Consider the following 26,027-nt stretch of genomic DNA (forward strand, 5'->3'; position numbering starts at 1 on the left):
GCTCCTTGCCTGGCGGGGTCGGTCGCCGGGTAGACGGCCGGCGGCCCCCGAACTCATCGCCGCGGGTCCCGGGCCGGCACCGCGGGTCAGGGCAGGCGTCGCGCGCGCCGGCGCTGCGTGCTCTTCGCGCCGTACATCGCGCGGTCGGCGCGCGCGATGACGTCGTCCGCCGGCTCCCCGGGGTGCCCGATGGCCGTCCCGATGCTCACCCCGATGGACAGCGGCCCGTCCGGTCCGGGGAACGGTGCGCCCAGCCGGGCGACGACGCGACGCGACAGCTCGGCCAGGTCCGCCTCGCTCCCGGTGGGGCAGACGATCACGAACTCGTCGCCGCCGAAGCGCGTCACCAGGTTCTCGGCGCCGGCGACCTCGACGAGGCGGGTGGCCACCCCGGCGAGCAGGCGGTCGCCCACCCCGTGCCCGTACTGGTCGTTGACCTCCTTGAAGTGGTCGAGATCGCAGAACAGGAGCCCGCAGCCGGTCATCTCCAGCCGCAGCCCGAGCACGTCGAACAGCGCCCCCCGGTTGGAGATCCGGGTCAACGGGTCGGTGCGGGTCTGCTCGTGCAGCCACGCCTCCCGGGCCCGCTCCTCGGTGACGTCCAGGCCCACGCAGGCGACCGCCCAGGGCCGGCCGTCGTCGTCCCGCAGGACGGTGTTGCGCAGGGCGATCCGCCGCAGCGCACCCCGGCCGTCGACCCAGTCGGCCTCCAGCGGGTGGGCCGTCCCGCTCGCGATCGCCAGCCGCACGGCGTTCTCCGCGTAGGGGACGTCGCTCGGGATCACCCAGACGTCGACGAACCGCCGGCCGAGCAGCGCGTCCCGGCCGAGGCCGGTGAAGCGCTGCAGGGCGGGGTTGGCGAGCACGATCCTGCCCTCGGCGTCGACGATGCACAGGAGCGCGTCGACCGCCTGCACGAAAGCGCACGCCAGGTGGGCGTCCGGCAGCCCGGCGGCCGGGTCGCCGCGCGGCACCGCCCCGTCCTGCGCAGGCATCCCGCGCTCACCCCCGCTGCTCGTCGGACGGACCGGTTCCGCGCCCGGGGCGGTGACCCTACGGCCGGAGGCGCCCCGCGGCGACCCGTTCCGGACTGCCCCGGCACCCCGCGTTGCCTAACGTGGCCGGAGTACGGGGAACCGAGGGGGAAGGAGTTCCACATGCTGTCCGAGAGGTCCGCACCCGTCGTCCAGGCCACGCTGCCGGTCGTCGCGGAGAACATCCAGGAGATCGCGCGGCGCTTCTACGCGCACCTGTTCGGGGAGCACCCCGAGCTGCTCGACGGCACGTTCAACCGCGGCAACCAGGCCGAGGGCACCCAGCAGGTGGCGCTCGCCGGCTCCGTGGCGGTGTTCGCCAGCGCACTGGTCGACCACCCCGACCGGCTGCCCGAGCACCTGATGAGCCGCATCGCCCACAAGCACGCCTCGCTGGGCATCACGCCCGCGCAGTACCAGGTCGTCCACGACAACCTGTTCTGGGCGATCGCCGACGTGCTCGGCGACGCCGTCACACCGGAGGTCGCCGCCGCCTGGGACGAGGTCTACTGGCTGATGGCCAACGCGCTCATCAACCAGGAGCGCGGCCTCTACAGCGCCCGCGGCGTCCGGCCCGAGACGGTCTGGCGGGAGTGGGAGGTGACCGACAAGGTCCGCGAGACCGACGACGTCGTCACCTTCAAGGTCAAACGGGTCGACGACCGGCTGGTGAAGACCTCGCTGCCCGGCCAGTACGTGACCGTGCGCCCGGTGATGCCCGACGGCGTCCGCCAGCCCCGGCAGTACAGCCTCACCGCCGCCGACGACGGCGAGCACCGCCAGTTCGCGGTCAAGCGGGTGCACGGTGGCGGCAAGCCCGACGGCGAGGTGTCCAACCTGCTGCACGACCGGGTCCAGGTGGGCGACCGCGTCGAGATGTCCCTGCCGTTCGGCGACGTCGTCCTCGACGACTCCGGCCGTCCCGTGGTCTTCGCCAGCGCCGGCATCGGCATCACCCCGATGGCCGGGATGCTGTCGCACCTGGTCAACGCCGGTTCGCACCTGGACATCCGGCTCTGGCACGCGGCGCTCGACGAGCCCTCCTGGGCGCTGCGCCAGCAGGTGCTCGACGACGTCCGCAAGCTGCCCAACGGGCGGATCGACGTCTGGTTCGAGCGCGGCGGCGACTGCTCGCTGCCGGTCGACGGGGTGCACGCCGGGGAGGTGGGCCTCGACGAGGTGGAGGTGCCGCCGGGCGCCCTGTACTACCTCTGCGGCCCGCTGCCGTACATGCAGGCGCTGCGCAGCCGGCTCATCGACCGCGGCATCCCGCCGAAGGACATCCAGTACGAGGTGTTCGGCCCCGACCTGTGGCAGGCCGATCTGGACTGAGCGGGGGCCGGGCGGCAGGCACCGCCCGGCCCCGGCGCTCAGCGCCCCGCGGTCGCCAGCGTGGGGTAGTCGGTGTACCCCTCCGGGCCCGACGTGTAGAAGGTCCGCGGGTCGGGCTCGTTCTCCGGGTGCTCCCCGGCCCACCGCTCGACCAGGTCGGGGTTGGCCAGCACCGGACGGCCCACGGCGACGGCCTCGGCGTGCGCGTCCTCGGTCAACCGGACGGCCTCCGCGCGGGTGGTGACCGTGCCGAAGCCGCTGTTGGCGATCAGGGGTCCGCCGAACCGACGGCGGAGCTCCTGCACCAGGTCCCCGCCGGGCTCCACGTGCAGCACGCTGAGGTAGGCCAGGCCCAGCGGCCGGAGCCCGTCCACCAGCGCGCCGTAGGTGGCCAGCACATCGGCGCGGTCGGTCTCCAGGGCCCCCTGGATGTTGTGCTCCGGCGAGATCCGCACCCCGACGCGCCCGGCGCCGATCTGGTCGGCGACGGCGGTGGCGACCTCGAGCAGCAACCGGGCCCGGTTCGCCGGACTGCCGCCGTAGGCGTCCTCGCGCCGGTTGGACGCCGGCGACAGGAACTCGTGCAGCAGGTACCCGTTGGCACCGTGCAGCTCGACGCCGTCCAGACCGGCGTCGACCGCGCGACGGGAGGCGGCGACGAAGTCGGCGACCGTGGCCCGCACCTCCTCGGTGGTGAGCGCGTGCGGCACCGGGAAGGGCAACTTGACCCCACCGCCGACGTGCACCTCACCGTCGATCGCGATGGCGCTCGGCCCGACGACGCGCGTGCCGGTCAGCTCGGGGTGGGAGACCCGCCCGCCGTGCATGACCTGCATGACGATGCGGCCGCCGCGGGCGTGCACCGCGTCGGCGACCCGGCGCCAGCCGGCGGCCTGCTCGTCGGTCACGATGCCCGGCTGCCCGGCGAAGGCGCGGGACTCCTCGTTCGGGAAGGTCCCCTCGGTGATGATCAGGCCCACGCCCGCGCGCTGCTCGTAGTGCTCGACGACGACGTCGCGGGGGACGCCGGCGCGCCCGGATCGCATGCGGGTGAGCGGGGCCATGACGACGCGGTTGGCGAGCTCGAGGTCGCCCAGCCGCACGGGGGAGAACAGGTCCATGACCGGCGCAACCGCCGGGCGCGCGCGGGGGATTCCGGCGTGCGGCGAGCGTCACGCGGCCGGCCGCCGGTGGCGGGTCGCGGGTCAGCCGGCGAGGGCGGCGTCCTGCTGGGCCAGGCCGGCCAGCCGGGCGTACCGGCCGCCGAGCGCCAGGAGTTCCTCGTGGGTGCCCTGCTCGACGACCCGGCCGGCGTCGAGCACCACGATGCGGTCGGCGTCGCGCACGGTGGAGAGCCGATGCGCGATGGTGATCGTGGTGCGCCCGCGGGCGGCCTCGTCCAGCGCGGCCTGCACCGCCCGCTCGGTCTCGTTGTCCAGGGCGCTGGTCGCCTCGTCGAGCACGAGCACCCGCGGGTCGCGCAGCAGCGTGCGGGCGATCGCCAGCCGCTGCTTCTCCCCGCCCGAGAAGCGGTGACCGCGCGCCCCGACCACCGTGTCGTAGCCGTCGGGCAGCGCGGCGATGACGTGGTGGACCTGGGCGCGGCGGGCGGCGTCGACCAGCTCGGCGTCGGTGGAACCGGGTCGGGCGTGGAGCAGGTTCTCCCGGACCGTGCCGTGCAGGAGGTAGGTCTCCTGGGACACCACGCCGACGACCCGCGCGAGATCGGCGAGCCGCAGGTCGCGGACGTCGACGCCGTCGATCAGCACCCGCCCGGTGGTCGGGTCGTTCAGCCGGGCCACCAACGAGGCGAGCGTGCTCTTCCCCGAGCCGGTCTCGCCCACCAGCGCCAGGCTGGAGCCGGCGGGCACGCTGACGTCGACGTCGTCGAGCGCGGCGCGGACGCCGTCGGGGTAGCGGAAGCCGACGCGCTCGAAGCGCACCTCACCGCGCGCCACCGCCCGGTCGAGCGGCACGGGGGAGGCGGGGTCGTCGATCTCGACGGGCAGGTCGAGGTACTCGAACACCCGGCTGAACAGCGCCATGGAGGCGGTGAGCGAGACGCCGATGTCCAGCAGCTGCATGAGCGGGCGGAAGAGCGCGCCCTGCAGGGTGGTGAAGGCGACCAGCGTGCCGATGGTCATCCCGCCCGACGTCGCCGGCAGGCCGGCGGCCAGGTAGATCAGCGCCGGGATGCCGGCGAAGACGACGCTCATGGTGGCCATCCGCCAGCGGCCGGCGAGCTGCGAGCGCACCTCGAGGTCGACCAGGAGCTCCGACGTGCCGGCGAAGCGCCGCGACTGCTCGGGCCCGGCGCCGAGGGTCTTGCCGAGCAGCACGCCGCTGACGCTGAGCCCCTCCTCGACCTGGGAGTGCAGGTCGGCCAGGTGCCGCTGTCGCTGGGCGGTGATCGTGCGGCGCATCCGGGCGACGCGCCGGGTCAGCCAGATCGCCGGCGGCAGCACGACGAGCGAGAGCAGCGACAGCCGCCAGCTCAGCACCACCATCGCGACCACCGTGCCGACGACCGTGGTCGCGTTCGCCGCGAAGGACGTGGCGGTCGAGGTCACCACCGACTGCATCCCGCCGATGTCGTTCATCAGCCGCGACTGCACCTCGCCGCCCTTGGTGCGGGTGAAGAAGCCCAGGGACTGGCGCTGCAGGTGCGTGAAGACGCCCGTCCGGAGGCCGTGCATGACCCGCTGGCCGACGGTGGTGGACAGCCAGGTCTGGACGACGCCGAAGACGGCCGTGACCACGGTGACGGCCAGCATGCCGCCCACCGCCCAGAGCAGCAGCGGCACGTCCTGCTCGGGGATCGCCTCGTCGATGACCAGGCGGATCAGGAAAGGGGTGGCCAGCGCGACCACCGAGGACGCCACGATCAGGGCCACCACGACGGCGAGCTGCCGGCGGTAGGGCCCGAACAGCGCGGCGACCCGGCTCCAGCGCACCGGGGAGCGCTCCAGCTGGGCCAGGTCGGCCGGGTCGGGCCGGCGGGCGGAATTCCCACCACCGCCGCCGCCACCACCACCGCGGCCTCCGCCGCCGGTCATCGTCTCGCTGATCTCGCCACCTCCAGATTGCTGAGGTTACCTCACTGCCCGGTAACGGGAGCACTGTCGTTACCATTCCCCCGTGACCGAGGACCGGACCGGCGAGCTGGGCGACCTGCTCATGCGGGTGGCCCGCACGCAGCGCCGCCGATGGCGGGAAGCGCTCGCGCCTTGGGACCTCTCCCCCCACCAGGCCCGGGCCCTGCGGGTGGTCTGCGAGCGAGAGGGCGTCCGGCTCACCGACCTGGCGGAGGCGCTGCACATCGCGCCCCGTTCGGCGACGGAGGTGGCCGACGGGCTGCAGGAGCGCGGGCTCGTCGAGCGGACGCCGGACCCCGCCGACCGCCGGGCGGTCCTGCTGCGGCCGACGGACGAGGGCCGCCGGGTGCGGGGCGAGATCGGCCGCGCGCGGGCCGCCGACTCCGCCGAGCTCTTCGCCCGCCTGGGCCCCGAGGACCGCACCGCGCTCACCCGGATCCTGCGCACGCTCGCCGACTGACCGCGCCGCCGTGCGGCCGCCGGGACCTCCCGCCGCCCGGTGGGCCCGGCGAGCGCACAGCCGCGGGGGCGCGCGCCCGAGAATGGGGCCGACCTGCACCGCCGTCCGGGGAGGCCCGATGAGGGAGCAGCTGGGGATCGACTGGCAGACGGCCGGCTACGTCGTCCTGACCACGGTGTCCATGTACCTGGTGCTGGTCCTCTGCGTCCGGCTCGTCGGCCAGCGCAGCCCTCGCCACCATGTCGAGCTTCGACCTCGGCTGCGCCATCGCGCTCGGGGCCGTGATCGGCCGGACGGCGCTGCTCCTCGACCCGACGCTGCTCACCGGCGTCGTCGCGATCGTCACCCTCTTCGCCACGCAGTTCGCCCTGGTCAGGGTCCGGCGCAGCCGATGGGTCGACCGGCTGCTGAACCGGCCCCCCGTGCTGCTGATGGCCGGGGGCGGTGGGCGTGGTGCGCCGGTTGTTCTCCGACGTGCCCGGCGCCGGGCTGACTACTGCCGCCCGGGCGGGTGCTCGGCCCGCCAGCCGTCGAACGCTGCCAGGAACGAGGCGGCCATCCGGTTCTCGGTGAGCACCTCCTCGCGGTCCCGGTCGTCGCGCATCCGGTCGGCCAGCGCCATCGTGTTGAACTTGATGGCGCGGAAGTAGGGGATGAACGAGCCGGGCGTGAAGGCCCGCTTCGACGGCCGTGGCTCGACGCCCTCGGGCGCCCACGGCCCGGGCTCGGGGATCGCGGGCAGGCCGAGCCCCTCCAGGGCGGTGAGGAGGGGCTCGTCGTCCGTCCGGTCGGTGAAGTCGCGCGAGAGCTCGTGGAACACCTCGCGGCCGTCGGGGGCGACCGCGACGACGACCGGGCGGAAGATCGAGGCGTCCTCGTCCCACGCGCCCAGAGGCCTGGCCAGCCGGGACCCGTCGGGATCGCTCACCCAGCGGTAGGGGACGTGCCAGGTGCGGTCGAAGGCGAGCTGGGCCTCGGGTGGGTCGACGGAGGCGAGCACCACCTCGGTACCGGCGGCGGCGAGACGGGGGAGCGACGGGGCCAGGCGGACCGCCTGGGCGCAGCAGTAGGGCTACCAGTCGCCCCGCAGGCCGATCAGGAGCAGGGCCGCGCGGTCGTCGGACCGCAGCGCGAGCAGGTCGGCGGTGTCCACCAGGCCACGGTAGGCAGACGCTCGGCGCGGCGCACCCGGGGCGCGCGGGTCGCCGAACTCATCAACCGTGGGGGCGGTCGTGCCAGGAGTCACAGGAGAAGGGCTCACGTTGCCGGCAGCCCGGTCGTTGAATCGGTAGGGCACCACCGACGACGACGAGAAGCAGGAACCCGACGTGACCACACCCGCTGCCCAGCAGACCACCGCCGGCGCCACCACGCGCCCCGGCCCCGCCGACCGCGCCACCCGGCGGGCGCGCGGCAGCCGCCCCCGCCGCTGGACCCTGGACCGGATCATCGCGGAGCTGAACCGGGGCGCCTGATCCCGGCTGCCCGGAAGCCCGACCCGCATCGGATACGGGAGGACGCTTCCGGTGGAGATGTCTCACCGCTAAGATTTCCGCCCATGAGCGAACGCCGGGTCCGCATCGGCATCGACACCGGCGGGACGTTCACCGACGTCGTCGCCGTGGACGAGGAAACCGGGCGGACGACCACCACCAAGACTCCGTCCACCCCCGCCGACCCGGCTGAGGGCTTCCTCACCGGCGTCCGCAAGGTCCTGGACCTGATGGGTCTCCCGGGCGAGGCGGTGACCGCCGTCAGCCACGGGACGACGGTGGCCACCAACCAGCTGCTCGAGGGCAAGCTGGACCGCCTCGGCTTCATCACCACCGAGGGCTACGAGTCGGTCCTGGAGATCGCCCGCCAGTCGGTGCCCGACGGCTACGGCAACAGCTACTTCTGGGTCAAGCCGCCGCGGATCGTGCCGGCCGACCTGGTGCGCACCGTCCGCGGCCGGCTGGACCACACCGGCGCGGAGGTGCGGCCCTTCGACGAGGACGACGCCCGCGCCGCCGCCCGGTTCTTCCGCGACGCCGGCATCACCACCATCGGCGTCTGCTTCCTGCACGCCTACGCGAACGACGCCCACGAGCGGCGGATGCTCGCGGTGATCCGCGAGGAGCACCCCGGCGCGGTCGTGAGCATCAGCTCCGAGGTCCTCCGCGAGTACCGGGAGTACGAGCGCTCGGTGACCACGCTGGTGGACGCCGCCGTCAAGCCCAAGGTCGGCGCCTACGTCACCAACATCCGCACCCGCCTCGACGAGATCGCGCCGGGCGTGCCGTTCTACGTGATGAAGAGCAACGGCGGCGTCCTCTCGGCCGCCGAGGTCGTGCACCAGCCGATCACCACGATGCTCTCGGGCCCGGCCGCCGGCGCCCTGGGCGCGGCGCTGATCGCCGGCACCGCGGGCTTCGACCGGGTGCTCACCTGCGACGGCGGCGGCACCTCCACCGACGTCACGGTGGTCATCGACGGCGAGCCGACGCTCACCACCGAGGGCTCGGTCGGCGACTACCCGTCCAAGATCCCGATGATCGACGTCGTCACCGTGGGCGCCGGCGGCGGCTCGATCGCGTGGCTCTCCCCCGAGGGCACGCTCAAGGTCGGCCCGAAGTCGGCCGGCGCCGACCCCGGCCCCATGTGCTACCCGCAGGGCGGTGACCAGCCGACCGTCACCGACGCGCACGTCGTGCTCGGCCGGATCCCCCCGCACCTGCTCGGCGGCGAGATCCCGCTGAGCGTCGACGCCGCGCGCGCCGGGCTGGAGCAGCTCGGCGGCAAGCTCGACCTCTCCCTCGAGCGCACCGCCACCGGGATCCTGGAGATCTCCGCGTGGAACCAGGCCAACGCCCTGCGCCAGGTGACCGTCGCCAAGGGCCTCGACGTCCGCGACTTCACGCTCACCACCTTCGGCGGCTCCGGGTCGCTGCTGGCCTGCCGCCTCATGGACATCCTCGGCCTGCCGCGCACGCTGGTGCCGCCGAACCCCGGCAACGTCAGCGCGTTCGGCCTGCTCACCGTCGACGTCCGCAACGACTACGTGCAGACCGTCGTCAGCAAGCACGCCGACCTCGACCTGGACCGGGTGCGCGCGGTCTTCGCCGACCTGGAGGGGCAGGCGGCGAGCGCGCTGGACGGCGAGGGCTTCGCCCGCGACCAGCAGCGCATGCAGCGGACGGCGGACCTGCGGTACGTGGGCCAGGCGTTCGAGGTGCGGGTCCCGGTCGCCGACGGCGAGCTCGACAGGGCTGCCGTCGAGGAGGTCGCGCAGACCTTCCACGCCGCCCACCGCCAGCTGTACGGCTACGACTTCGCCGACGACCCGCGCCAGGCCGTCGAGTGGGTCAACCTGCGGGTCAGCGGGATCGGCCCGATCCGCCGCCCGGACCTGGTGGAGCTGCCGTCGCGCCGGGAGGGCACGGTCGGCGGGGCGATGTCGGGCTCCCGCCGCGTCTTCTTCGACGACTGGGTGGACACGCCGACCTACAACCGGCCCGACCTCGCTCCCGGCGACGTGGTCAGCGGCCCGGCGATCATCGAGGAGTTCGGCTCCACCGTCCCCGTGCACCCCGGCTTCGCCGCCACCGTCGACGCCCACGGGAACCTGATCCTCACGCGCGCCGAGGCGGGCGACCTGCTGCTCACGAAGGAGTCGGGCCAGTGACGACGTTCCCCACCGGTCCCCTGAAGGCCACGAAGGTCGACGCCGACCCCGTCCTCGTCGAGATCGTCGCGGGCACGCTGGCCGCGATCGAGAAGGAGGTGGAGACCTCCATCGGGCGCACCTCGCGCTCGCCCATGATCCGCGACGCGCACGACTTCCGGGCCGGCATCCACGACCGGAACCTGCGCAAGCTCACCGGCCGGTCGTACTCGGCGCTGGTGCACCCGGTGGTGCGCGACTACCCGATCGAGCAGATGAACGTCGGGGACGTCTTCTTCCACAACGACGTCTACGCCTCCGAGGGCGGCATCGGCCACCTGCCCGACCTGTGCGTCACCGTGCCGGTCTTCGCCCACGTGGACGGCGCCGAGAAGGTGGTCGCGTTCATCCAGGCGTTCGGGCACCACGACGACATCGGCGGCGCGGTCCCCGGCTCCATGCCGAGCGCGGCGACCAGCGTGTACGAGGAGGGCCTGATGGTCCCCCCGATCAAGCTGTGGGACCGCGGCGTGCCCAACGAGAGCGCGCTGAAGATCATGACCCGCAACTCGCGGATGCCCGACTCGCTGGCGGCGGACCTGGATGCGGAGTGCTCGGCCTGCCTGGCCGGCGCCCGGCGACTGGGCGAGCTGTTCGACCGCTACGGCGTGGCCGCCGTCGAGGCGTGCTTCGACGCGATCCTGGCGAACTCCACCGAGGTGTACCGGCGGGAGATCCTCTCCCAGATCCCCGACGGCACGTACGTCTGGGAGGACTACGCCGAGCACGACGGCGTCGAGGAGCCCAAGCTCCACCGCCAGCGGATCACGCTGACCATGGACTCCACCAGGGAGACCCCGCTGGTCATCGACTTCACGGGCACCGGCCCGCAGGCCAAGGGCCCGATCAACCACTGCGGCGACTACGCCGACGGGAACTTCCTCAAGAAGTGGCTGGCGCCCATCCTGCGCAACCTGGCCGAGTCGCCGGAGCGGATGGCCCAGCTCGACGTCAACGAGGGCGTCGTCCCGCTGATCGAGATGCGCTTCCCCGAGAAGGGCACGCTGCTCACCCCGATCTTCCCGGCACCGACCAACGCCCGGACGTTCGTGATCCTGCGGCTGCTCGGCGTCCTGGCCGGCGTGCTGGCCAAGGCCACCGGCGGCCGGATGCCCGCCGACCAGGAGACGATCCGCTACACCGGCGTCTACGGCACGGACTTCGACGGGCAGCCCTACCTGATGCGCGAGGTGCTCGGCGGCGGCTCCGGCGGGCGGTACTACGCCGACGGCGAGGACACCATCCACGTCGTCCCCGACTCGCGGAACCTGCCGACCGAGTTCACCGAGGGCCGGTTCCCGCTGCGGGTCGAGCGGCTCGGTCTGGCCGTGGACTCCGGTGGCCCCGGGCGGTACCGCGGCGGCTGCGGCTACGAGAAGCACATCCGGGTGCTGCGCGACGCGCACTTCATGTCCATCGCCGACCGATCGATCCTCGCCTGCTGGGGCGTGAAGGGCGGCAAGGCCGGGCGGCCGTTCCAGATCACCGTCGACCCGGGCGGCCCCGACGAGCACGAGGTGGACGCGCTCGCCGACGCGGAGCCGCTGAAGGCCGGCACGGTCGTGCGCATCCGGACGACGGGCGGCGGCGGCTGGGGCGACCCGCTGGACCGGCCGGTGGACGAGGTGCTGCGCGACATCGCCTGGCGGAAGGTGTCGGTCGCCGGCGCCCGCGAGGACTACGGCGTCGTGGTGCTCGACGACGGGACGGCGGACGAGGCCGCGACCGACGAGCTGCGCGCCTCGCTGCGGGCCTCCCGCACCGGCGACGAGCCGTTCTTCGACCGCGGGCCCGGCTACGCCACCCTCTCGGGCGGCGCCGCGTTCAACGAGTTCGACGTCCTGCAGGGGTAGCCGGCGACCCCTGCGGGACGTCCCGGAGGAAGTAGGTCTCTGCCCCGCCCGGCGGGGCAGAGACCTACTGCACACGGCTCAGGTCACCGGGTCGGTGGTCCCGGTCTCCGGCTTGGCCTGGTCACCTGCCTGGCCGTCGTCCCCCTCGGTGGACATGTCCTGCTCGACGCCCTCCGGGGTGAACGGCGTCTCCTCGAGCACGTTCTCCCGGGCCTCGTCGCGGTCGGTCCCTGGTACCTCGGTCATGTCGGCCTCCTCCTCGGCGGACCCGGCCCCTACCCCCGCCCGCCGCGGCCGACGCGGGTTCCGCCAGGAGCGGACGGCCCGGCGGCCCGCGGGGAACTCGAGCTGCACCTCGGCGAGGAGGTCGTGGTGTCCGCCGGTGTCGAGGCGGTCATCGACCCCCAGGCCTTCGTCGTCGCGGGCGCGGCGGACAGCGGCGTGCCGCCCCTGCGGTGCTGGCATCCGGGGGCGCCGACGGGCTGCAGGTGGAGACGGACGTCGAGGTGGCGGGCACCGTGCAGGGCTCGTCCGCCACCACGGCGGCCGAGGAGGACCTCGGCGTCGACCTGGACGGCGACGTGGTCAGCACCGGGTGACGCCGGTGCCCGGTCACCCGCTCCGGCGCCACCAGCGGCGCCGCGCAGGGGCTGCGGGCGGTGCGACCGGCTCGGGAGCGGGGCGGTCGCGGCGCCATCCCTCGACCAGCGCCTCGACGTCGGCCAGCCCCGGAACGGGTGACCACCGGCTGGGTTGGGGGGTGCGCCAGAAGGCCTCGACGCGGGCGTTGTAGTCCTCGGCCAGCGCGCGGACGGCCTGCTCGGTGCCCAGCCGGGCCGCGCGCTCGGGCAGCACGTCGCGCTCCCGGCGCAGCGCGAGGCCGGGCGGCAGCATCTCCGCCGCCTCGATGCCCTCGCGCTTGGCCTTGGCCACCACCCAGTCGTAGGCGGTGGTGTCGCGTTCCAGGCCGGGGATCGGCTTCCCGGCCCCGTCGAGGCCCTCGAAGTCACCGCGCTCGCGGGCGCGGGCGATCTGGGTGTCCACCCAGGTCTCGAAGGAGACCCGGGGCGGCTTGCGCTGCGTCATCGCCGTCCATGGTCCACGCGTCTGGCACGCTCGCCACCGTGCGGACGACGAGCAGCCGGGAGGTGTACCGCAACCCGTGGATCCGGGTGCGGGAGGACAGCGTGGAGCTCGCCGACGGGACCAGCGGCATCTACGGCGTGGTGGAGAAGCCCCACTTCGCCCTGGTGCTGCCCGCCGAGCGGGACGGCTTCTGGCTGGTGCAGCAGCACCGGCACCCGCTCGGCCGCCGCGCGTGGGAGTTCCCGCAGGGCACCTGGCCCCAGGGCGCGGAGGGTTCGGCCGAGGAGCTCGCCCGGGCCGAGCTCGCCGAGGAGACCGGCCTGCGCGCCGGCACGCTCAGCCACCTCGGCCACCTCGACCTGGCACCCGGTCTCTCCACCCAGGAGTTCGACGTCTGGCTGGCCACCGAGCTCGAGCCCGGTCCTCCCGCCCGCGAGGCGACCGAGGCCGACATGGTGTCCGCGTTCGTCCTCGAGCACGAGCTCCGGGCGATGATCCGCGACGGCCGCTTCACCGACGGGCCCTCGCTGGCGGCCTACGCCCTGCTGCTGCTCGGCTGACGCCCCGCCGCGCGCCCGCGTGACGACGGAGGGTGGTGACCGGCCCCCGAACGGGTGTGTCCGCCCCCCACCGGCGTGCGCGGCGCCCGGCCGCCCAGCAGGCTGTCCCGGTGCCCCTGTCCGCCCCGGGTCTGCCCGCGCTGCCGCCCGAGCTCTCCGGGCCGGTCGCCGTGGAGCTCGCGAAGCCGGTCCGCTCGATCCCCGGGCCCGCGACGCTGAGCGGCGGGTGCCGGTACGAGCCGAAGTGGGACGGCTACCGGCTGGTCGTCGTCCGCGACCGGAGCGCCACCCGGCTGTGGTCCAAGCAGGGGCGCGACCTCACCGACCGCTTCCCGGACGTCGCCGCCGCCGCGCTCGCGCAGGTCCCCCCAGGAACCGTGGTCGACGGCGAGGTCGTCATCTGGCACGACGACCGGCTGGACTTCGGCCTGCTGCAGCAGCGCATGGTCGCCTCGGCCGGGCGCATCGCGGCGCAGGTCTCCACCGCACCCGCCTCCTACGTGGCCTTCGACCTGCTGGCCGCCGGCGGCGAAGACCTGCGCGGCCGGACGTTCACCCGGCGCCGCGCCACCCTCGAGGAGCTGGCCGCCCGCTGGGCGCCGCCGATGCAGCTCTCCCCGGTGACCGCCGACCCCGCCGAGGCCCGGCAGTGGTTCGAGGACTTCCGCCCGGCCGGCGTCGAGGGGCTGGTCGTGAAGGGGGCGGCGAGCCGCTACGCCCCCGGGCGCCGGGAGTGGCTGAAGGTCAAGAGCTGGGAGACGACCGAGGTGCTCGCCGGTGGCGTCATCGGTCCCCTCGAGCGGCCGAGCCAGCTGGTGGCCGGCCGGTACCGCGACGGGGAGCTGGTCGTCGTCGGCCGCAGCAGCCCGCTCTCCCCCGCCCAGTCGGCCGAGCTGGCCGCCGTGCTGCGCCCCGCGGGCCCGGACCACCCCTGGCCCGAGCGCATCGGCACCGGCCGGTTCGGCGGTGGCCGCCTCGCCGTCCCCCTCACCCGCGTGGAACCGACCGCCGTCGTCGAGGTGAGTGCCGACGCCGCCCTTCAGGCCGGCGTGTTCCGCCACCCGCTGCGCTTCGTCCGGGTACGCCCCGACCTCCGCCCCGAGGACGTCGCCACGGTCTGAGCCGCCGCTTCCCTCCTGCGGGTGAAGGCGGTCACCGAACCGCGGTCGGCGGCCGATGGGATCGGTGTGACCACCTCCGCGCCTCGCGCCCCGGCCGCCGCGCGCGCCGCGTGGGGGCACGCCGCGCTCACGGCGGGCGTGGCGGTCCTGGTGTCCACCGTCGTCCCGATGGGCCCGTGGCGGCCGGCAGCCGAGGTGCCCCTGTTCCTGCTCGGGGTGGTGGCCTGCGGCAGCGCGCTGCGCGCCCACCGGTCGCCGCTGACCACGGCCTGGCGCGCGCTGCGCATCGGGCTGGCCTGCTTCGCCGCGAGCAGCGCGGTGGAGACGGCGGTGCTCGCGGGTCTGCTCCGGGGGCCGCTCGGCGGCGCGGAGTCCGCCTTCGACCTGGCCGCCTACCTGGCGGTGGTGGCGGGGGCGATCGGGGTCGTCCGCGGCTCCCGGCGGCGGGACTGGGCGGCCACCGGTGACACCGCGACCCTCCTGCTCGCCGCCGTGCTCGCGGTCCTCGCCATCGTCGGGGGCCGGCGCGACGTGTCCGCCGGCCTGCTCGAGACCGGCATCGGCACCCCGCTGATCACCGTGGTGCTCCTCATCGTCTGCGTGCCCCTGGCGATGGCCCGCGGTCGTCGTTCGGTGAGCTCCCTGGCGCTCCTCGCCGCGGCCGTCCTCACCGTCACCGGCTACGCCGGCCGCCTGGTGGCCGGACCGCTGCGTGAGAACGCCTGGCTCGACCCGTTGCCGCTGCTGGCGATCGCCGCGCTCGTGCTCGCCGCGCGGCACCCCTCGGTCCGGGTCCTGGGCGCCCACCCGGAGACGGAGCAGGAGGCCGCGTGGGGCCGGGTCCTAGGCCTGGGCGCCGCCCTGCTGATCAGCCCGGCCCTGCTGCTGCTCTGGAGCATCGGCCACGGCGGCGTCGGCTACCTGCTGGGCCTCGGCAGCAGCCTGCTCACCGGGATGGCGCTGTGGCGGCTGGCGGGCCTGACCCGCGAGCGCGAACGGGCCCGGGCCGCGCTGGCGGCGAGCGAGTCCCGGCTGCAGCTGCTCCTGGCCAACGCCTCCGACGTGATCGCGATGGTCGACGTCACCGGCACGATCACCTACATGAGCCCGGCGGCGGAGCACATGCTCGGCCTGCCCGGCAGCGCCTACGTCGGCCGTCCGGCGATCGGGCTGGCCGACCCCCGGGACCAACCGCGGCTGCACGCGGCGGTCGCCGCCGCGGGCGCGGCGGGTACCGCCCTGCCGGGGTTCGTCGACGCCGACGTGCGGGTGCAGCACAGCGACGGCAGCAGCCGCTGGGTCGAGGTGCGGATCAGCGGCCGGGTGACCGAGGCGGGCCTGGACGGCTGGGTGGTCAACCTGCGGGAGGTCACCGACCGGAAGCTCTTCGAGGAGGAGCTGCGCCGGCAGGCCACCACCGACCCCCTGACCGGGCTGCTCAACCGCACCGCCTTCAACGAACGGCTGACCGCAGCCACCGCCGCCGCCGGACCGGGCACCTGCCCGGCGGTGCTCTTCGTCGACGTCGACGACTTCAAGGACGTCAACGACACCCTGGGGCACGCGGCCGGGGACGAACTGCTGCTGGCCGTCGCCGGGCGGCTCTCTGCGGACGTGCGCGGTGAGGACGTGGTCGCGCGGCTGGGCGGGGACGAGTTCGCCCTCCTGCTGGCCGACGCCGACGCCGTGCGGCTGCGCGAGGTCGCCGACCGGCTGCTGACCGCGCTGCGCGCACCGGTCCGGGTGGGCATCCGCACCATCGCGGTGACCGCCAGCATCGGTGGCGCACTCGGAGCGGCCGGCTGCACCGCCGAGGAGCTGCTGCACCAGGCCGACACCGCCATGTACGCCGCGAAGCGGACCGGGAAGGACTCGTGCTCCCTGCTGGGGGCGGCGGAGGACGCGCTGCCCTGACGGCGGGGGTGTCTCAGGGCTGCTGCGGCACCCGGCCCAGGCCCACGAGCAGCCGGCGCAGCAGCGCCGCCAGTTGCTCCCGCTCCCCCGACGGCAGCGCCTCCAGCAGCCGCCGCTCGGTCTCCAGGTGGTCGGGCAGCGCCGCGTCCAGGGCCGCGCGGCCCGCGTCGGTGAGCGTGACGACGACGGCCCGCCCGTCGGCCTCGCTGCGCTCACGCGTGATCAGGCCCCGCTCCTCCAGCCGGTCGAGCCGCTGCGTGATGGCGCCGGAGGTGACCAGCGCCGTGCGCATGAGCGCGGTCGGCGTGAGCTGGTAGGGCGCCCCCGCCCGCCGCAGGGCCGCCAGGACGTCGAAGGAGGGCGCGTCGAGCCCGTGCCGCGCGAAGGTGGCCCGCTGGGCGAGGTGGACCTCGCGCTGGAGCTGGGTGATGCGCCCGACGATCCCCATGGGGGAGCAGTCGAGGTCCGGACGCTCCCGGGCCCACTGCTCGAGGATCAGGTCGACGGCGTCCTCCACGTCGCTCACCGTAACGGCCCCGGCGGCCCGGAGAGCCCGGCGCGCATCAGCGCAGGCGCGAGCTGAGCCGGACGGTGAAGCCGGCCGGTCCGTGGAGGAGGTCGACGTGGTCCCACAGCTTGCGGGTCAGCCACAGGCCCATACCGCCCTGGGCGAGGTCGACCCCGTGCGCCGGGCGGTACCCGGGAAACGGGATGTCCGTGCCGCGGCCCTGGTCGGTGATGGCGCACACCATCCGCTCGCCGTCGGCCCACACGCGGGCCGAGACCGGACGGGCCCCGTGCCGGAAGGCGTTGCTGGCGATCTCGCTGGCGGCGAAGTGCAGGTCGGCGGCCTGGTCGGGGTCGGCCACGTGGGCGTGGACGACCCCCCGCAGCAGGCGGCGCAGCTCCGCGAGCGACGGAGCGTCCTCCACCGCCAGCACCGGGACCTGGTCCTCGAGCGGTTCGCGGGGCACCGCGAGCCTGCGCGCGTAGTCGGCGGGCTCCTCGAACGCCCCGCTCGGGACGACCCGGCCACCGGTGAGCACCCACGGGTGCGTGGCGGCCGCGCCGGCGAGCACCTCCGGGGGGAGCACGCGGCGGTCGAACAGGCACAGGCCTTGCACCGGCCGGGCGGCCAGCAGCAGGTTCACGGCGGCCTCGAAGCGCAGCCCCTCACGCCAGTCGCGGGGCGCGGGCCCGAACTGCACCTGGCCGGTGAAGCGCAACCGGCCCGACCCGGTGCTCCGCGCCCGGCGCACCAGCTCCGTGCCGGCGGCGACGGCGTCCGGGACCGTGGTGCCGAGCAGGCACAGGCGGGTGTCCTCCTCCACGGACCCGGCCCGCTCGCCGAGCGCGGCGGTGATCAGCGCCGCCGTCTCGGGTGGGCAGGAGAGGACGACCAGGTCGCCGGCCCGCAGCCCTTCCTCGAGGTAGGGCAGGGCGGCACCCACCAGCTCCTCGTCCGAGCCGACCGGCGCGGCGACGTGCGGCACGCCGCGGCCAGGGACCGCGCCGTGGGCGCGGGCAGGGGCGGGCGCTCCGACCACCGCACCCTCGCCGGGCACCTGCGTCATCCGGTCTCCCGCACCTTCGGACCGCAGTTCCCGGCCGACTGGTTGAGCATTCTGCGACATCGTCGGTCACGTCCCGCAGGAGGGCGCGGCGAGAACCGCCACGTCACCCCTCGGGGCGACCACCGGGCACCCGATGCAACCGGTGGCGGTGGGGTCGGGCCCCACCGCCACCGGCCCCCCAGGTCGCATCCGGTGCCGCGTCTTGCACCGGGACCCCGCGACCGAACGGCGAGCTCGCCGGCGTCGCCGGGGCTCTGCCCACCTCTTCGTCACCACCGTGGAGCGGCTACAGCGGAATCACCCGGACGGTGGACCTCCCTGGTTCCGGATTCCCGGCCGTCCCACCAGCCCCACCGGCACCGCCTCAGCGTCTCCGGGACACCGTCACCGTGAACTTCGGGTCCCGGTCGGCCACCCGCGTGGGCCCGACCACCCGGTTGAGTGCCGGGCGGTAGCGGAGCGCCGAGTTGTAGACCGTCCAGAGCTCGCCGCCGGGACGCAGCAGCCGCGCCGCCGCCACGAAGAGCCGGTCGGCGGCCGTCGTCACCACCGCCGCGCCCACGTGGAAGGGCGGGTTGCAGACCACGAGGTCCACCGAGCGGTCGGGCACGGTCGCGGCGGCGTCGTCCCGCCGCACCTCGATGCGGTCGGCGACGCCGTTGGCGGCCGCCGTCGCCGCGGCCGACGCGACGGCGGCGGCGGACTGGTCCACGGCGAGGACGCGCAGCTCCGGGCGCCCGCGGGCGAGCAGCGCGGCCAGCACGCCGGTGCCGCAGCCGAGGTCCACGGCGGTCCGCGCGTCCGGTGCCATCCCCGGGAGCGCCCGCAGCAGCGCCCGGGTGCCGATGTCGATCCGCGTGCCGGCGAACGCCGCCCCGTGGGCGCACACCGTCAAGCCGAGATCGGGGTGGTCCTGCCGCCGGGGGAACGACGAGGAGCGCGGCCGCGGCCCGCGAGCCACGAGCACCCGGGACTTCTGCCGCGCCAGCGTCGCCCGCACCTCGGTGAACGAGTCGGCGAGGACGTCGTTCATCGCGTGCGTCATGTGCTTGACCCGGCCGCCCACCAGGACGGTGACCTCCGGGGACGCCGACGCGGCCACCACCTCGGCGATCTCGCGCAGCGCGTCCAGCCCCTTGGGCGCCTTCACCAGCACCAGCCGCGCGCCGGCCGCCAGGCCGGGGCCGAGCGGCAGCGACCGGGAGGCGCCGCCGAGTCCCACGCGCTCCGCGTTCGCGGCCAGCGCCCGCTCCCCCACCAGCAGGTCCTGCGCCACCCGCACGCCGATGAGCCCGTGCCGGGCGGCGAGCCCCAGCGCGAGCGCACCGTAGGAGTCGTCGACGACGGCGACCTCACCTGGCCCGCAGCCGGGGACCAGCCCGGCCGCGAGGTCGAGCAGCAGCCGGTCGGTCGCGTCGACGGCGACCAGGTCGGGGGCCTCGACGTCCGGGGCGCGCCGGAGCGCGCCGAGGACCTCGTCGGGGGTCAGCGCCACGCCGGGGTCAGCCGCGCGGTGTCGCGGCGACGAGCTCGGTGACGACGCGGGCGAGCCCGGGGCCGACGTCCTCCTGCAGGAAGTGCCCGCCGCCGGCCAGGGTGGTGTGCGCCATCCCCCGCGCGCCCGGTACGAGCTTCTGGAACACCCGGTCGCCCCCGCCGGTGATCGGGTCGGAGTCGGAGAAGGCCGTGAGGAAGGGCTTCTCCCAGCGCGCCAGCACCTCCCAGGCCGCCCGGTTCGCCGCGGCGGCCGGGTCGTCGGGCGACGTCGGCACCAGCGCGGGGAACTGCCGGGCACCCGCGGTGTACCGGTCGTCGGGGAACGGCGCGTCGTAGGCGGCCACCACCTCGGGGGCGAGCCCGCCTGCGGTGCCGTTGCCGACGATGCGGCCGATGTGGAACTCGGGGCTCTCCTGCGAGAACCGCTGCCAGGCCAGGAACGCCTCGCTCATCCGCTGATCACCGGTGGGCAGGCCGGTGTTGGCGACGACGACCCGGGCGAACCGGCCGGGGTTCTCGGCGACCAGCCGCAGCCCGATGAGCCCGCCCCAGTCCTGCCCGACGAAGGTGATGTCCCGAAGGTCGAGCTCGTCGAGCAGCGCCTGGCGCATCCACCCGACGTGCCGGGCATAGGTGTAGGCGGAGCGCTCGACCGGCTTGTCGGAGCGGCCGAACCCGACGAGGTCGGGCGCGACGACGCGCAGACCGGCGTCGACCAGCACCGGGATCATCCGGCGGTAGAGGAACGACCAGGACGGCTCGCCGTGGAGGAGCAGCACCGTCTCGCCGTCGGCCGGGCCCTCGTCGACGTAGGCCACCCGCAGCCGCCCGCCCTCGCCGTCGTCGACCTCGACGTAGCGCGGTTCGTACGGGAAGCCGGGCAGATCGGTGAAGCGTTCGTCAGGGGTGCGGAGAGTCTCCACGGTCCGGCCTCCATGTCGTGGGCATAGGAAGCTATGCGTGCGTGTGCGGGAGCTGAACCGTATGCATAGCTTCCTAAGCCTGGGGGAGGCGGGCCGGGCTCAGACGCCGGGCAGGCCGATCGGGCAGGAGACGCCGGTCGAGTGCACCGGGCAGTAGCCGTTCGGCACCTTGTAGAGGTACTGCTGGTGGTGGTCCTCCGCGTAGAAGAACTCGCCCAGCGGCGCGATCTCGGTGGTGATCTCGCCATAGCCGGCCGCCGTCAGCCGCTGCTGGTAGGCGTCGCGGGTCGCGCGCGCCGCGGCCTCCTGCTCGGGCGAGGCGTGGTAGATCGCCGAGCGGTACTGGGTGCCGACGTCGTTGCCCTGCCGCATGCCCTGGGTGGGGTCGTGGTCCTCCCAGAACGCCTTGAGCAGCTGCCCGTAGGAGGTCTGCGCCGGGTCGAAGACGACGAGCACCACCTCGGTGTGCCCGGTGCGGGCCGAGCACACCTCCTCGTAGGTGGGGTTCGGCGTGAACCCACCGGCGTAGCCGGCCGCGGTCGAGTGGACGCCGGGCAGCTGCCAGAACACCTTCTCCACGCCCCAGAAGCAGCCGGCCCCGAAGACGGCGGTCCGCAGGCCCTCGGGGAACGGCGGCCGGATGCGGTTGCCGTTCACCGCGTGGACCTCGGGCACGTGCGGCAGCGGGTCGGGACGGCCCGGGAGGGCGTCCTCGGCCGAGACGGGCTGCGCCTTGTACCGGGAGAACAGCATGTCGCCACTCTAGGTCGGTCGTGCCACACCGATCCGCGCTCGTCAGCGGCAGCGGTCTTGCCGCGCACCCCGGCGGGCGGTAGCGTCGACTCCATAAGCTGCAACTTATGAATGGGGAGGAAGGCATGGCCCCGATCGATCCGGTCTCCACGGCCGGCCTGGTCACGCGCGAGGTGCGCACCGGCTCCCGGGACGGCGCACCGACGCGCATCGCCGTCGCCCGCCGCACCTACCGCGCCGACCGGGCGCAGGTCTGGGGAGCGCTCACCGACGCCGAGCGGCTGCCCCGCTGGTTCCTGCCGGTGACCGGCGACCTGCGCATCGGCGGCCGCTACCAGCTCGAGGGCAACGCCGGTGGCGTGGTCGAGCGGTGCGACGAGCCGGAGTCCTTCGCCGTCACGTGGGAGTTCGGCGGCATGGTCTCCTGGCTGCAGGTGCACCTGGCGCCGTCGGACGGCGGGACGGCCCTCGAACTGGTCCACGAGGCGCCCGTCGACCCCGGGTTCTGGGCGCAGTTCGGGCCGGGCGCGGTGGGTGTGGGCTGGGACCTGGCGCTCATGGGTCTGGGGCTGCACCTGGACAGCGGCGCACCGGTCGACCCGGAGATCGCGGCAACGTTCACGCTCACGTCCGACGGGGCAGAGTTCGTCCGCCGGGCGGCCGCCGGGTGGGGCGACGCCGCGGCCGCCGACGGCGACGACCCCACCGCCGCGCGCGAGGCGGCCGACCGTACGGTGGCGTTCTACACGACCCCGCCGTCCGAGGATGCCGCCGGGAGCTGAGTGAACGGGACCTTCGAGGCGCTGGGGGATCGCACCCGCCGGCAGATCCTGGAGCTGCTCTCGTCGGGCGAGCAGCCGGCGGGGGCACTGGTGCAGGCGTTGCAGGGCTCGGCCTCGATCTCGCAGCCCGCGGTCTCCCAGCACCTGCGGGTGCTGCGGGAGGCCGGGCTGGTCACCGTGCGGGCCGAGGGCACCCGCCGGCTGTACGCCCTGGACCCGTCCGGGATCGCGGCCGCCCAGGCCTGGCTCGTGGCCCTGGCCGACCCGCTGGCCGCCTTCGCCCAGTCCCTGGACGCGCTGGCGACCGAGGTGGCCCGGGGGCAGCGGGCCCGGCGCTCGGCGTCGGGGCACCCGGGGGCCGCGGAGCGCGACGGCCGCTCCGCCTGAGCAGGCCGGCCGGGCCGAGGGGCGCCGGCGTCCCTGCGCCCGGCAGGATGGCCGCATGCCGATCACGACCCGCGAATGGCAGCTGGCGGCCCGCCCGCACGGCGAGCCGACCCCCGACGACTTCCGGCTCGTGGATCTCGAACGCCCGGACCCGGCCGAGGGGCAGGTCGTCGTCCGCATGCTGGTGATGTCGGTCGACCCCTACATGCGCGGCCGGATGAACCCGGGGAAGTCCTACGCGGCCCGCTGGGAGATCGGCGAGACCATGAAGGGCGGTGCGGTCGGCCGGGTGGTGGCGTCCCGCTCCCCCGCCGTCCCCGAGGGCGCCCTCGTCCTCGCCGACGCCGCCTGGCGGGACGTCGCCGTCCTGGACGCCGCGCACGTGCGGGTGCTGCCCGAGCTGCCGGGCATCCCGCCCAGCTACCACCTCGGCGTGCTCGGCATGCCCGGGCTCACCGCCTGGGCCGGGCTGTTCCGGCTGGCGGAGTTCCGGGAGGGCGACACCGTGTTCGTCTCCGGAGCCGCGGGCGCGGTCGGCAGCCTGGTCGGCCAGTTCGCGAAGCTGAACGGGGCCGCCGCGGTCGTCGGCAGCGCCGGGACGCCGGAGAAGGTGCGCTGGCTGACCGAGGAGGTCGGCTTCACCCGGGCGTTCGACTACCACGACGGCCCGGTCGCCGACCTGCTCACCGGCGCCGCACCCGAGGGCATCGACGTCTTCTTCGACAACGTCGGCGGCGAGCACCTCGAGGCCGCCATCGGCGCCTTCAAGGAGTTCGGCCGGGGCGCGCTGTGCGGCGCCATCTCCGGCTACAACGCCACCGAGCCCGCGCCGGGGCCGCGCAACATGTTCATGATGGTGACCAAGAAGCTCAGCCTGCGCGGCTTCATCGTCGGTGATCACGCCGACCTGCGGGACGAGTTCACGACGAAGGTCACCCGCATGGTCACCTCCGGAGAGCTCGTCGTCCGGGAGACCGTGCGCGAGGGCCTGGAGAACGCCGTCGACGCGTTCCTCGACCTCCTCCGCGGCGGCAACACCGGGAAGATGGTGGTGAAGCTCGCCGACTGACGCCGGTTCCCGCCGGGCGGGACGGGGCAGAGTCCGGTGCATGTGGCTCTTCCTCACCCGCCGGCTCCGCATGTGGCTGATCCTGACCGTCGTCGTACCACTGGCCACCGGTGTCCTGCGCCGGCTCGGCCGCGCGCTCGAGCGGCGGCGCGGGCCCTCGACGGTCAGCAACGCCCTGTTGAAGGCAGGGGACCTCGGCGACCGGGCCCGGGCGAGCCTGCGCGGCGGTCGCCGGTCCCGCCGGGCGTGACCGGGCCGGTCCTGGAGACCCGAGCGGCGACCGCTCCGCCGCGGGCGGTCGTCCTGTTCTGCCACGGTGGGACGGTGGCCAGCGTGGAGCCGCCCAAGGAACGGGCGCTCTCGCTGGTGCGCATGCGCGCCATCGAGCAGTTCGTCTCCGGGGCCGCGGCCGGGCAGGGGCTCACCACCTGCCTGCTGCGGTACCGGGTCGCCGGCTGGAACGGGGCCGCGGCCGACGCCTACGCCGACGTGCGCTGGGCGTTGGACCGCATCCGGGGCGAGCACGGCGAGCTGCCCGTCGTCCTGGTCGGCCACTCGATGGGCGGGCGGGCCGTCCTCCGCGCGGGCGGGCACGACGGCGTCGCGGCGATCTGCGCGCTGGCGCCCTGGACGCCGCCCGGCGAGCCCGTGGGCCATCTCCGCGACCGCACCGTCGCGATCCTGCACGGCCGGGGCGACCGGTGGGTGCCCGCGCAGCTCTCGGCCGACTTCGCGGTCCGGGCCCAGCGCGCGGGGGCCCGGGTCGCCCGGTTCACGATCCCCGGCGGCCACAGCATGCTGCGCTCGGCGCACCGCTGGCACGCCTTCGCCCGCGACGTCGTCCTCGCCGGGGCGGGGCTGGCGCCGCTGCGGCCCGACCTCGCCGAGGCGCTGGCCCGTCCCGCGCCCGGGGGCCTCGCCGTCCCGCTGTGAGGACGGCAGATCCGCTGCGGTGATCGGCAGCAGCGGCTCTCGTCGCCGGGGCGTGGCCCCCCTACCGTCGGCCCGGTGATGGACTGGAGCACCGAACCGGCCGCCGCCGCGGCCCACTTCGCCCGCCGGCTGGCCGTGGAGACCGACGTGAGCGACGTCCACGCCGCCCTGGAGACCGGCCACCCGGGGTTCGTCCTGCTCGACACCCGCAGCAGTCAGGCATGGCAGCAGGGGCACGTGCCCGGCGCCGTGCACCTGCCGGGTGCCGAGATCCCCCGTCGGGCGGCCGCGGAGCTCGACCCGGCGGTCCCGGTGGTCGCCTACTGCTGGGGGCCGGGCTGCAACGGCGCGACGCGTGCGGCGCTGCGGCTCGCCCGGCTCGGCCACCGGGTGCGCGAGATGATCGGCGGGTTCGAGTACTGGGCGCGGGAGGGGCTGCCCGTGGTGGGGCCGGACGGCGTGCACCGGGCCCCGGCCGACCCGCTCACCGCCCCGGGGGTCAGGTGCGGGTGCTGACCACCGGCACCGGGTCGTCGGCGAGGCGGGCCCACAGCAGCTCGTCGTGCTTCACACCGTCGCCGTAGCGGTAGGAGCGGCGCAGCCGCCCTTCGTGGGTGAAGCCCGCCTTCTCCGCGACCCGGCCGGAGGCGGGATTCTCGACGGCGTGGCACAGCTCGACCCGGTCGACGGGCAGCGCGCCGAAGGCCCAGCGGCAGGCGGCGTCGACCGCGGCCGGTGCCAGCCCCCGTCCGCGCGCCTCCGGGACCGTCCAGTAGCCGATCTGCGCGTTCGCGTGCAGCCGGTCGACGGAGTGCAGGGAGACCGAGCCGAGCAGCTCGCCCGCGGGATCGACCAGGGCCCAGGACGCGTGGTCCCCGGAGGTCCAGTCCATCCGCCGCCCGAGCAGGACCAGGGCGTCGGTCCGGGTGGCCACGCCCCCGCCGTTCCACCGACGGAGCTCGGGGTCCTGGAACGCGGCCCAGAGCGGCTCGATGTCGGTCTCCCGCCACGGTCGCAGCAGGAGGTCGCCCACCGGGAGGTCGACGGGCTGCAGCGGCTCGGTCACGCCTCCGATCGTGCCGCAGGCTCAGCCCTCGGCCGAGCCGGGGGCCGTCATCGGCTTGTGGGTCTTGCCGGCGATCGCGTCGGGCATCAGCGCCGAGAGGCGGCCCATCAGCTTGCTGGTCACCGACCCGGCGAACACCGAGGCCTCGCCCTTCATCAGGCCCTCGAACCCCTGCCGGGCGACCAGTGCCGGGTCGTCCTTGCTGTCGCTGGCGCCCAGCTTGGTGTCGGTGAGGTCGCCGCGGTCGAAGAACTCGGTGTCGGTGGGGCCGGGCAGCAGGGCGGTGACCGTCACGCCGGTGCCCTCGAGCTCCTCGCGGATGCCCAGCGCCAGGAACTGCACGAAGGCCTTGGTCGCGGAGTAGACGGCCTGGAAGGGCTCGGGCGCCTGCGAGGCGACCGACGAGGTGAACAGGATCCGCCCCTCGCCGCGGCCCACCATGTCCTGCGCGACTCGCTTGGCCAGGTGCATCGTCGAGATGCAGTTCAGCTCCACCATCCCGATCTCCCGGTCGAGGTCGGTCTCGACGAAGCGGCCGCCGACGCCGACACCGGCGTTGAGGGCGGCCACATCGAGCGGCCGGCCGGCGCCGCGCACGGCCGCGACCACCTTCTCGACCTCCGCGCGCCGGGTGAGGTCGGCCCGGATCGGCGAGACGGCCGCACCGCGCTGGCGCAGCTGCAGGGCCGCCGCGTCGAGCTCGGCGTCCTCGGCGACGACCACGAGGTCGAACCCGTGCTCGGCGAACTGCTTGGCGAGCTCCAGCCCGATGCCGCTGGACGCACCGGTGACGAGGGCGAGCGGGCGGGGCGTTGCGTCGGACACGGGACCTCCAGCGTGGGACGGCGGGACCGCCTCTCCGTGCCCAGGAAGACCCCGGTGCAC

Annotated in this window: 28 protein-coding genes and 1 pseudogene; 15 read left to right on the forward strand and 14 right to left on the reverse strand. The window is 74.9% G+C overall.

Annotated features, from left to right (window positions below; translation table 11 throughout):
• Positions 1-86 precede the first annotated feature (86 nt).
• Positions 87-995, reverse strand: a complete 909-nt coding sequence (locus ACI79W_RS13165) for a sensor domain-containing diguanylate cyclase (protein ID WP_456562534.1) — start codon at positions 993-995, stop codon at positions 87-89.
• Positions 996-1,157: 162 nt separating this feature from the next.
• Here ACI79W_RS13165 and ACI79W_RS13170 point away from each other — a divergent pair, with 162 nt between their 5' ends.
• Positions 1,158-2,366 carry a globin domain-containing protein gene (locus ACI79W_RS13170; RefSeq protein WP_456562535.1) on the forward strand — a complete coding sequence of 403 codons (1,209 nt, stop codon included), beginning with the start codon at positions 1,158-1,160 and terminating at the stop codon, positions 2,364-2,366.
• Between the two features lie 38 nt (positions 2,367-2,404).
• Here ACI79W_RS13170 and ACI79W_RS13175 read toward each other — a convergent pair whose 3' ends face one another.
• Positions 2,405-3,487 carry an alkene reductase gene (locus ACI79W_RS13175; RefSeq protein ID WP_456562536.1) on the reverse strand — a complete coding sequence of 361 codons (1,083 nt, stop codon included), beginning with the start codon at positions 3,485-3,487 and terminating at the stop codon, positions 2,405-2,407.
• Positions 3,488-3,571: 84 nt separating this feature from the next.
• On the reverse strand, positions 3,572-5,422 hold the full coding sequence (locus ACI79W_RS13180) for an ABC transporter ATP-binding protein (RefSeq protein WP_456562537.1): 1,851 nt from the start codon (positions 5,420-5,422) through the stop codon (positions 3,572-3,574).
• Between the two features lie 82 nt (positions 5,423-5,504).
• Here ACI79W_RS13180 and ACI79W_RS13185 point away from each other — a divergent pair, with 82 nt between their 5' ends.
• Positions 5,505-5,921, forward strand: coding sequence for a MarR family winged helix-turn-helix transcriptional regulator (locus ACI79W_RS13185; RefSeq protein ID WP_456562538.1), 417 nt, complete (start codon positions 5,505-5,507; stop codon positions 5,919-5,921).
• A 493-nt stretch (positions 5,922-6,414) separates the two neighbouring features.
• On the opposite strand, the pseudogene ACI79W_RS13190 reads toward ACI79W_RS13185, so the two are convergent.
• A pseudogene (locus ACI79W_RS13190) lies at positions 6,415-6,981 on the reverse strand (peroxiredoxin family protein); the annotation flags it as partial.
• Between the two features lie 12 nt (positions 6,982-6,993).
• A complete protein-coding gene (locus ACI79W_RS13195; RefSeq protein ID WP_456562539.1) occupies positions 6,994-7,167 on the reverse strand; it encodes a hypothetical protein in 174 nt (57 codons plus the stop codon).
• Positions 7,168-7,249: 82 nt separating this feature from the next.
• On the opposite strand from ACI79W_RS13195, the gene ACI79W_RS13200 reads away from it, so the two are divergent.
• From ACI79W_RS13200 to ACI79W_RS13210, 3 genes are all read left to right on the forward strand, one after another.
• Positions 7,250-7,396 (forward strand): hypothetical protein, encoded by a 147-nt coding sequence (locus ACI79W_RS13200; protein ID WP_456562540.1) that lies wholly within the window; start codon positions 7,250-7,252, stop codon positions 7,394-7,396.
• A gap of 83 nt (positions 7,397-7,479) precedes the next feature.
• Complete coding sequence (locus ACI79W_RS13205; RefSeq protein ID WP_456562541.1) at positions 7,480-9,585, forward strand: hydantoinase/oxoprolinase family protein; 2,106 nt, start codon at positions 7,480-7,482, stop codon at positions 9,583-9,585.
• Positions 9,582-11,477 (forward strand): hydantoinase B/oxoprolinase family protein, encoded by a 1,896-nt coding sequence (locus tag ACI79W_RS13210; protein WP_456562542.1) that lies wholly within the window; start codon positions 9,582-9,584, stop codon positions 11,475-11,477. The genes ACI79W_RS13205 and ACI79W_RS13210 overlap by 4 nt, the downstream gene beginning before the upstream one ends.
• A gap of 78 nt (positions 11,478-11,555) precedes the next feature.
• Here ACI79W_RS13210 and ACI79W_RS13215 read toward each other — a convergent pair whose 3' ends face one another.
• Positions 11,556-11,723 carry a hypothetical protein gene (locus ACI79W_RS13215; RefSeq protein WP_456562543.1) on the reverse strand — a complete coding sequence of 56 codons (168 nt, stop codon included), beginning with the start codon at positions 11,721-11,723 and terminating at the stop codon, positions 11,556-11,558.
• Positions 11,724-11,932: 209 nt separating this feature from the next.
• Between ACI79W_RS13215 and ACI79W_RS13220 the strand changes: the two genes are divergently transcribed.
• Positions 11,933-12,076, forward strand: a complete 144-nt coding sequence (locus ACI79W_RS13220) for a hypothetical protein (RefSeq protein WP_456562544.1) — start codon at positions 11,933-11,935, stop codon at positions 12,074-12,076.
• A gap of 13 nt (positions 12,077-12,089) precedes the next feature.
• Here the strand turns inward: ACI79W_RS13220 and ACI79W_RS13225 are convergent, their stop codons facing one another.
• Complete coding sequence (locus tag ACI79W_RS13225; protein ID WP_456562545.1) at positions 12,090-12,563, reverse strand: DnaJ family domain-containing protein; 474 nt, start codon at positions 12,561-12,563, stop codon at positions 12,090-12,092.
• Between the two features lie 38 nt (positions 12,564-12,601).
• On the opposite strand from ACI79W_RS13225, the gene ACI79W_RS13230 reads away from it, so the two are divergent.
• From ACI79W_RS13230 to ACI79W_RS13240, 3 genes are all read left to right on the forward strand, one after another.
• Positions 12,602-13,123, forward strand: a complete 522-nt coding sequence (locus ACI79W_RS13230) for an NUDIX domain-containing protein (RefSeq protein ID WP_456562546.1) — start codon at positions 12,602-12,604, stop codon at positions 13,121-13,123.
• Positions 13,124-13,233: 110 nt separating this feature from the next.
• A complete protein-coding gene (locus ACI79W_RS13235; RefSeq protein WP_456562547.1) occupies positions 13,234-14,244 on the forward strand; it encodes an ATP-dependent DNA ligase in 1,011 nt (336 codons plus the stop codon).
• A gap of 66 nt (positions 14,245-14,310) precedes the next feature.
• Positions 14,311-16,158, forward strand: coding sequence for a diguanylate cyclase domain-containing protein (locus ACI79W_RS13240; protein ID WP_456562548.1), 1,848 nt, complete (start codon positions 14,311-14,313; stop codon positions 16,156-16,158).
• 13 nt (positions 16,159-16,171) lie between these two features.
• Here ACI79W_RS13240 and ACI79W_RS13245 read toward each other — a convergent pair whose 3' ends face one another.
• The 5 genes from ACI79W_RS13245 to msrA all read right to left on the reverse strand — a co-directional run bounded on the left by ACI79W_RS13245 (position 16,172) and on the right by msrA (position 20,905).
• Positions 16,172-16,675 (reverse strand): MarR family winged helix-turn-helix transcriptional regulator, encoded by a 504-nt coding sequence (locus ACI79W_RS13245; RefSeq protein WP_456562549.1) that lies wholly within the window; start codon positions 16,673-16,675, stop codon positions 16,172-16,174.
• A gap of 46 nt (positions 16,676-16,721) precedes the next feature.
• Entirely contained in the window at positions 16,722-17,732 is a 1,011-nt protein-coding gene (locus tag ACI79W_RS13250; protein ID WP_456562550.1) for an anti-sigma factor RsbA family regulatory protein, read from the reverse strand.
• Between the two features lie 364 nt (positions 17,733-18,096).
• Positions 18,097-19,227 carry a class I SAM-dependent methyltransferase gene (locus tag ACI79W_RS13255; RefSeq protein WP_456562551.1) on the reverse strand — a complete coding sequence of 377 codons (1,131 nt, stop codon included), beginning with the start codon at positions 19,225-19,227 and terminating at the stop codon, positions 18,097-18,099.
• Between the two features lie 7 nt (positions 19,228-19,234).
• Positions 19,235-20,152 carry a haloalkane dehalogenase gene (locus tag ACI79W_RS13260; RefSeq protein WP_456562552.1) on the reverse strand — a complete coding sequence of 306 codons (918 nt, stop codon included), beginning with the start codon at positions 20,150-20,152 and terminating at the stop codon, positions 19,235-19,237.
• A gap of 99 nt (positions 20,153-20,251) precedes the next feature.
• A complete protein-coding gene (msrA, locus tag ACI79W_RS13265; protein WP_456562553.1) occupies positions 20,252-20,905 on the reverse strand; it encodes a peptide-methionine (S)-S-oxide reductase MsrA in 654 nt (217 codons plus the stop codon).
• 125 nt (positions 20,906-21,030) lie between these two features.
• On the opposite strand from msrA, the gene ACI79W_RS13270 reads away from it, so the two are divergent.
• The 6 genes from ACI79W_RS13270 (at position 21,031) to ACI79W_RS13295 (ending at position 24,592) form a co-directional block, all read left to right on the forward strand.
• A complete protein-coding gene (locus tag ACI79W_RS13270) occupies positions 21,031-21,687 on the forward strand; it encodes an SRPBCC family protein (RefSeq protein WP_456562554.1) in 657 nt (218 codons plus the stop codon).
• A complete protein-coding gene (locus tag ACI79W_RS13275) occupies positions 21,688-22,074 on the forward strand; it encodes an ArsR/SmtB family transcription factor (protein WP_456562555.1) in 387 nt (128 codons plus the stop codon).
• Between the two features lie 55 nt (positions 22,075-22,129).
• Positions 22,130-23,143: an NADP-dependent oxidoreductase gene (locus ACI79W_RS13280; RefSeq protein ID WP_456562556.1), complete on the forward strand. Its 1,014-nt coding sequence runs from the start codon at positions 22,130-22,132 to the stop codon at positions 23,141-23,143.
• A 40-nt stretch (positions 23,144-23,183) separates the two neighbouring features.
• Positions 23,184-23,393, forward strand: a complete 210-nt coding sequence (locus ACI79W_RS13285) for a hypothetical protein (protein WP_456562557.1) — start codon at positions 23,184-23,186, stop codon at positions 23,391-23,393.
• Positions 23,390-24,076, forward strand: coding sequence for an alpha/beta hydrolase (locus ACI79W_RS13290; RefSeq protein WP_456562558.1), 687 nt, complete (start codon positions 23,390-23,392; stop codon positions 24,074-24,076). The genes ACI79W_RS13285 and ACI79W_RS13290 overlap by 4 nt, the downstream gene beginning before the upstream one ends.
• 78 nt (positions 24,077-24,154) lie before the next feature.
• Complete coding sequence (locus ACI79W_RS13295; protein ID WP_456562559.1) at positions 24,155-24,592, forward strand: rhodanese-like domain-containing protein; 438 nt, start codon at positions 24,155-24,157, stop codon at positions 24,590-24,592.
• On the opposite strand, the gene ACI79W_RS13300 is transcribed toward ACI79W_RS13295, so the two are convergent.
• The gene (locus ACI79W_RS13300) at positions 24,576-25,142 is read right to left on the reverse strand and encodes a GNAT family N-acetyltransferase (protein ID WP_456562560.1); all 567 of its coding nucleotides are present in this window, start codon (positions 25,140-25,142) and stop codon (positions 24,576-24,578) included. The two genes, ACI79W_RS13295 and ACI79W_RS13300, sit on opposite strands and share 17 nt — an antisense overlap.
• Positions 25,143-25,163: 21 nt before the next feature.
• Positions 25,164-25,967 (reverse strand): SDR family NAD(P)-dependent oxidoreductase, encoded by an 804-nt coding sequence (locus ACI79W_RS13305; protein ID WP_456562561.1) that lies wholly within the window; start codon positions 25,965-25,967, stop codon positions 25,164-25,166.
• Positions 25,968-26,027 lie beyond the last annotated feature (60 nt).

The sequence above is a fragment of the Blastococcus sp. SYSU DS0533 genome, from assembly GCF_054050775.1.

Coding starts and splice junctions, on each gene's coding strand:
- ACI79W_RS13165 (WP_456562534.1), bottom strand. CDS start 995: ATGCCTGCGCAGGACGGGGCGGTGCCGCGCGGCGACCCGGCCGCCGGG.
- ACI79W_RS13170 (WP_456562535.1), top strand. CDS start 1,158: ATGCTGTCCGAGAGGTCCGCACCCGTCGTCCAGGCCACGCTGCCGGTC.
- ACI79W_RS13175 (WP_456562536.1), bottom strand. CDS start 3,487: ATGGACCTGTTCTCCCCCGTGCGGCTGGGCGACCTCGAGCTCGCCAAC.
- ACI79W_RS13180 (WP_456562537.1), bottom strand. CDS start 5,422: ATGACCGGCGGCGGAGGCCGCGGTGGTGGTGGCGGCGGCGGTGGTGGG.
- ACI79W_RS13205 (WP_456562541.1), top strand. CDS start 7,480: ATGAGCGAACGCCGGGTCCGCATCGGCATCGACACCGGCGGGACGTTC.
- ACI79W_RS13215 (WP_456562543.1), bottom strand. CDS start 11,723: ATGACCGAGGTACCAGGGACCGACCGCGACGAGGCCCGGGAGAACGTG.
- ACI79W_RS13225 (WP_456562545.1), bottom strand. CDS start 12,563: ATGACGCAGCGCAAGCCGCCCCGGGTCTCCTTCGAGACCTGGGTGGAC.
- ACI79W_RS13250 (WP_456562550.1), bottom strand. CDS start 17,732: ATGACGCAGGTGCCCGGCGAGGGTGCGGTGGTCGGAGCGCCCGCCCCT.
- msrA (WP_456562553.1), bottom strand. CDS start 20,905: ATGCTGTTCTCCCGGTACAAGGCGCAGCCCGTCTCGGCCGAGGACGCC.
- ACI79W_RS13270 (WP_456562554.1), top strand. CDS start 21,031: ATGGCCCCGATCGATCCGGTCTCCACGGCCGGCCTGGTCACGCGCGAG.
- ACI79W_RS13280 (WP_456562556.1), top strand. CDS start 22,130: ATGCCGATCACGACCCGCGAATGGCAGCTGGCGGCCCGCCCGCACGGC.
- ACI79W_RS13285 (WP_456562557.1), top strand. CDS start 23,184: ATGTGGCTCTTCCTCACCCGCCGGCTCCGCATGTGGCTGATCCTGACC.
- ACI79W_RS13295 (WP_456562559.1), top strand. CDS start 24,155: ATGGACTGGAGCACCGAACCGGCCGCCGCCGCGGCCCACTTCGCCCGC.